Source organism: Streptomyces pathocidini, assembly GCF_001418495.1.
Classification (GTDB): Bacteria; Actinomycetota; Actinomycetes; order Streptomycetales; family Streptomycetaceae; genus Streptomyces; species Streptomyces pathocidini.
This window is the reverse complement of the sequence record NZ_LIQY01000421.1, coordinates 1-2,286: the sequence shown is the minus strand read 5'-3', so window position 1 is coordinate 2,286 and position 2,286 is coordinate 1. Positions and strand designations below refer to the sequence as shown.

Annotated in this window: 1 protein-coding gene and 1 pseudogene; one reads left to right on the top strand and one right to left on the bottom strand. The window is 72.1% G+C overall.

The window, feature by feature from the left end; genetic code table 11:
- Positions 1 to 660 (top strand): annotated as a pseudogene (locus AOK16_RS19335) (alanine racemase); the annotation flags it as partial.
- 76 nt (positions 661 to 736) lie between these two features.
- On the opposite strand, the gene AOK16_RS19330 reads toward AOK16_RS19335, so the two are convergent.
- Complete coding sequence (locus AOK16_RS19330) at positions 737 to 2,200, bottom strand: glycosyltransferase family 87 protein (protein ID WP_055473469.1); 1,464 nt, start codon at positions 2,198 to 2,200, stop codon at positions 737 to 739.
- Between the last annotated feature and the right edge of the window lie 86 nt (positions 2,201 to 2,286).

Sequence of the window (2,286 nt, the reverse complement as noted above, 5' to 3'; positions counted from 1 at the left end):
GAGCAGGACCTGCCGCTGCTGCACGCTGCCATCGAGGACGTACGGCTCGAGGGCTTCGCCCTCCACCTCCCGCTCGACCGCCTGGACGGCTCGGACGCGGTCGAGGAAGTCATCACCTGGATGGACCGGCTGCGCGCCGCCCGCCTACCGCTGCACACGATGTTCGTCAGCCACCTCAAGGCCGACGAACTCGCCCGCCTCCAGCAGCAGTTCCCGCAGACCCGCTTCCGCGCCCGTATCGGCACCCGGCTCTGGCTCGGCGACCACGAGGCCACCGAGTACCGCGGCTCCGTGCTGGACGTGACCCGCGTCGCGAAGGGCGACCGCTTCGGCTACCGGCAGCAGAAGGCCGCCTCCGACGGCTACCTGGTCGTGGTGGCCGGCGGCACCTCGCACGGCGTGGGCCTGGAGGCCCCGAAGGCCCTGCACGGCGTGATGCCGCGCGCCAAGGGCGTGGCCCGGGCCGGTCTGGCGACGGTCAACCGCAACCTCTCGCCGTTCGTCTGGGCGGGCAAGCAGCGCTGGTTCGCGGAGCCGCCGCACATGCAGGTCTCGATCCTGTTCGTGCCGTCGGACGCGCCGGAACCAAAGGTGGGCGAGGAGCTGGTGGCCCATCTGCGCCACACGACCACGCAGTACGACCGCGTGGTCGACCTCTGAGACCACGCGCTGTCCCCGAGGGCACGCCGCTGTCCCCAGAGCGCGCCAGACAGCCGGCTGAGAGCGCTCCGAGCGGTCAGCCGCGCCGCGCGCCCCACTCCACGTACGTCCCCTCGTGATGGGCCGCGTGCCGGGCCCGCCGGTGGTGGCCGAGGACGAACACGTCGGGCGCCCCGTCCAGCACGCCGCCCGACGGGTCGTCCGAGCCGTCCTGCCGTACGACGTCCCGCTCCGGAAGCAGGACGTCCCGTACGACGATCGCGCACAGGTACAGCGTCCCCAGCAGGTGGGCCAGGATCGCGAGCTGGTAGCCCTCCGGGGGCAGCCCGTAGTGCTTGTCCCCGGACGAGGTGTACGCGAGGTACATCCAGATCCCGATGAAGTACATGACCTCGCAGGCCTGCCAGACCAGGAAGTCGCGCCACCGCGGCCGGGCCAGCGCCGCGAGCGGGATCAGCCACAGCACGTACTGCGGTGAGTAGACCTTGTTGACCAGCACGAAGACCGCGACGACCAGGAAGGCCAGCTGGGCGAAGCGCGGGCGGCGCGGGGCATAGAGCGCCAGGGCGCCGATAGCCGCGCACAGCAGCAGCGTGAGCGCCGTGGCCCAGGCGTTCGCGCCCTCCAGCGGGTTGCCCGTGCGCTGCGAGATGATCAGCCAGAACGAGCCGAAGTCGACCGGGCGCTCCTGGCTGAAGGTGTAGAACTTCCGCCACCCCTCGGGCGCCAGCGCCATCACGGGAAGGTTCACCACGAACCAGGACGCGACGGCCCCGCACACCGCCGTGCCCCACTCCCTCCGGCGCCCCGCCCGCAGGCACAGCACGAGCAGCGGGCCGAGCAGCAGCACCGGGTAGAGCTTGGCGGCGGTCGCCAGGCCGATCAGCACACCGGCCGCGAGCGGCCTGCTCCGCGACCACATCAGCATCGCCGCGGCGGTGAGCGCCACCGCGAGCAGGTCCCAGTTGATGGTGGCGGTCAGCGCGAAGGCAGGCGCGAGGGCGACGAGCAGCGCGTCCCAGGGGCGGTGGCGATGCGTGCGGGCCACGCAGACGGCGATCACCGCGGCGCAGATCATGAGCAGGCCGGCGTTGACCAGCCAGTAGATCTGCTCACGGTGCTGGAGCGAGCCGCCGGTCGGGGTCAGCCAGGAGGCGACCTCCATGAAGAGGCCGGTGAGGACCGGGTACTCCAGGTACTCCATGTCGCCGGGGATCCTGTCGAAGTACGGCACCAGGTCGGCGGCGAAGCCCCGGGCGTTGTAGAGGTGCGGGATGTCCGAGTAGCAGGCGTGCGTGTACTGGGCGCCCGCACCGAAGAACCAGTCGCCGTTGTAGCACGGCAGCTTCTGCACCATCCCGAGCGCAAACATCCCGATGGCGACGAGCGCGACGACCCGTACCGGCGTCCACCAGCCCGTCCCGAGCAGCGCGCGGCGGCCGACGGGCCCGCCGATCAGCTCACTGCCGGCCGCGGCCACGCCGTCCTCGGCGGTCGGCCGTACGGTCTGCCGCTGCCGGTCCTCGTGCACGCTCGTCATGGGCCACATACTGCCGCACCCGCCCGTACGGCGAAGCCCCCGCCCGGTGGGACCGGGCGGGGGCTGTCGCGGGCTCGGGGCGGGAC